This is a genomic window from Gilliamella sp. Fer4-1 (genome assembly GCF_001690515.1).
GTDB classification, from domain to species: Bacteria; Pseudomonadota; Gammaproteobacteria; order Enterobacterales; family Orbaceae; genus Gilliamella; species Gilliamella apicola_C.
In genome coordinates this window covers 1-2,318 of record NZ_LZGZ01000276.1, presented here as the reverse complement: position 1 = coordinate 2,318, position 2,318 = coordinate 1, and the positions used below count along the sequence as shown (strand labels likewise).

Here is a 2,318-nt window from a genome sequence, read left to right as displayed (position 1 = left end):
AATGAACCGAGAGTCTTAACCTTACAACTCGGAGTTGTTTTGGAGTTACGCGATTGGATGATTGAAGTTGATATTTTTAGAGAGATTGACTTTAAATTGTTTAATAAATGATAGAGCAGTTTGTTCCGGATTGAGCAATTGCTGTGGATATGAGATAATACATGGTAATTGAGAGAAGAGAAGACAGGATATGTCTGGCGGTAATAGCGCGGTGGTCCCACCTGACCCCATGCCGAACTCAGAAGTGAAACGCCGTAGTGCCGATGGTAGTGTGGGTATTACCCATGTGAGAGTAGGGTGCCGCCAGACTTTTAAATTTAGTGAAGCCCAGCAGTGATGCTGGGCTTTTTTACGTTTGGTATTTTATTTAATGGAGCTCTGATTTGTATAATAATATCTAGAGCGGATAGCCCGAAGAATAACGGATTGAAGATGATAAGTTGATGTTGAATTGATGCTGGAATGAAATGAGTTCATTAATCATTGATAAAAAACCGAATTATCCATGTCCTATTTACCGCACAGTTCTCTAACTGGAACAACCAGCCTAGCTTCTTTTAAAAAGCTACGATTTGATGTTCAGTCATTTTTTTATAATTAAATCCCTCTTTTGTTTTTATCATAGAGAATTTTCTACTTTTTTACTGTACTATTTTAGAGGAGCAGTTACAAGAGCAATTGAAAGACCCTTCAAAGGGAAAATTCCTAATGAAGCTATTGAAATTATTAGATGAGGTTGATTTTATGCCGGCATTATCTGAATATTCAAATATATCAAACACTGTATTCAATATATTGGATAAAAAAGGGTACCAAATCTGGTATGACGAAAGATTAAAAATGTACTGTGCCGAAAGAAATGGTTGGGATTTTATGGCGGATTCCCCGTCAGGTTTACTAGGTTTAGTTAGTATTTATGAGTTTAAACAACCAGCTATATATAAAGAATATTGGTGGAAAGATGACAATAAAAATTTACTAGATAATTTAAGTAAAAAAAAAACTAAATACATATCAGTAACAGATGAAAAATAGATCCTGTAAATAAAAATGGATAAAAAATTAAAAGAGTTAGCGACTGAGTTAACTAAAAAAATAAAAACTCAAGACGATTTGGGTAAATTAACCTGCTTTTTTAAATAAACTTATCATTGAGGCAGTGTTAAATACGGAAATAATCCAACACTTAGGGCATGATAAACATCATAAAAAGTTAGGTAGTAATTATCGTAAGGCTATAGTAAAAAAACAGCCATTAGTGATGATGGTGAGTTAGAACTATCCATCTCACGGGATAAAGAAAGCTCATTTGAACCACAGTTAATAAAAAATATTAAACTCGATTGATAAAATCAACCATCAAATTCTATTCCTGTATGCCAAAGGCATGACCGCACGAGAAATTGAAAAACTTTAAACAGATATATGATGTTGATATCTCTCTAGCCTTGATATCAAAGGTGAGCGATGCGGTTAAAAGGCAAGTGATTGAGTGGCAAAATAAACCGTTGGATACGCTTTATCCCATTGTTTACTTAGGCTGTATTGCGGTCAAAGTCAGACAAGTTGGCTGTATTATCAATAAATTGATTTTTCTAGCTTTAGCCATCAACTCTGAGGGGGAATAAAGAACTATTAGGATCTTGGATAGCTGAAAATGAAAAGGCTAAGTTTTGGTTATCGGTTTTAACTGGACTGAAGAATCGAGGAGTGGAAGATATTTTAATTACTTGTATTGATAGTTTAAAAAAGTTTTCCTGATGCAATTAACACCGTTTATCCAGTGTCTGTACCTTGCATAGGGTGGGTAATAGTTTAAAGCTTGTTAGTTGGAAATACTATAAAGCATTACTAAAGATTTTAAAGCAATTAATCAAGCTAGAACCGAAGAGTAAGCCTTACAAGCTTTATCTCACTTTGAATCGGTGTGAGATGAAAAATATAGCTACATAAGTCAATTATGGCGATGTCATTGGAATAATTTGACAGCCTATTCGAAAAATATTCGTAAGGCAATTTACACCATCAATGCATAGAATCACTGAACAGCATCATTCGCCATGCTATCAAAAAACGCAAGTTTTCCCGACGGATGATTCGGTGAAAAATGTGATTTATTTAGCTATCCGACAAGCATCAAAAAATGAACTATACCGATCCAAAACTGGAAAAGCGCAATGAGCCGGTTTATTGTAGAATTTGGTGACAAAATTACCCGTTACCTCTAACTGGCAAATACACAAAATTGAGGATAGGGTCTTTTCTATCGGTTAAGACACTTCTCCATAATCATTTTTCAAGACATTATATTTTAGTTG

The 2,318-nt window shown here is 34.4% G+C and carries 1 protein-coding gene, 1 rRNA gene and 1 pseudogene; all 3 read left to right on the top strand.

All coding sequences use genetic code 11. The features are described 5' to 3' along the window. Window positions 1-193 precede the first annotated feature (193 nt). The 3 genes and pseudogenes from rrf to A9G30_RS09675 all read left to right on the top strand — a co-directional run bounded on the left by rrf (window position 194) and on the right by A9G30_RS09675 (window position 2,228). A 5S ribosomal RNA gene (gene rrf, locus A9G30_RS09685) occupies window positions 194-309 on the top strand. 399 nt (window positions 310-708) lie between these two features. Beyond that, window positions 709-1,035: a hypothetical protein gene (locus tag A9G30_RS09680; protein WP_218057831.1), complete on the top strand. Its 327-nt coding sequence runs from the start codon at window positions 709-711 to the stop codon at window positions 1,033-1,035. 15 nt (window positions 1,036-1,050) lie between these two features. Beyond that, a pseudogene (locus tag A9G30_RS09675) lies at window positions 1,051-2,228 on the top strand (IS256 family transposase). The last annotated feature ends 90 nt before the right edge of the window (window positions 2,229-2,318 follow it).

Coding starts and splice junctions, on each gene's coding strand:
- A9G30_RS09680 (WP_218057831.1), top strand. CDS start 709: ATGAAGCTATTGAAATTATTAGATGAGGTTGATTTTATGCCGGCATTA.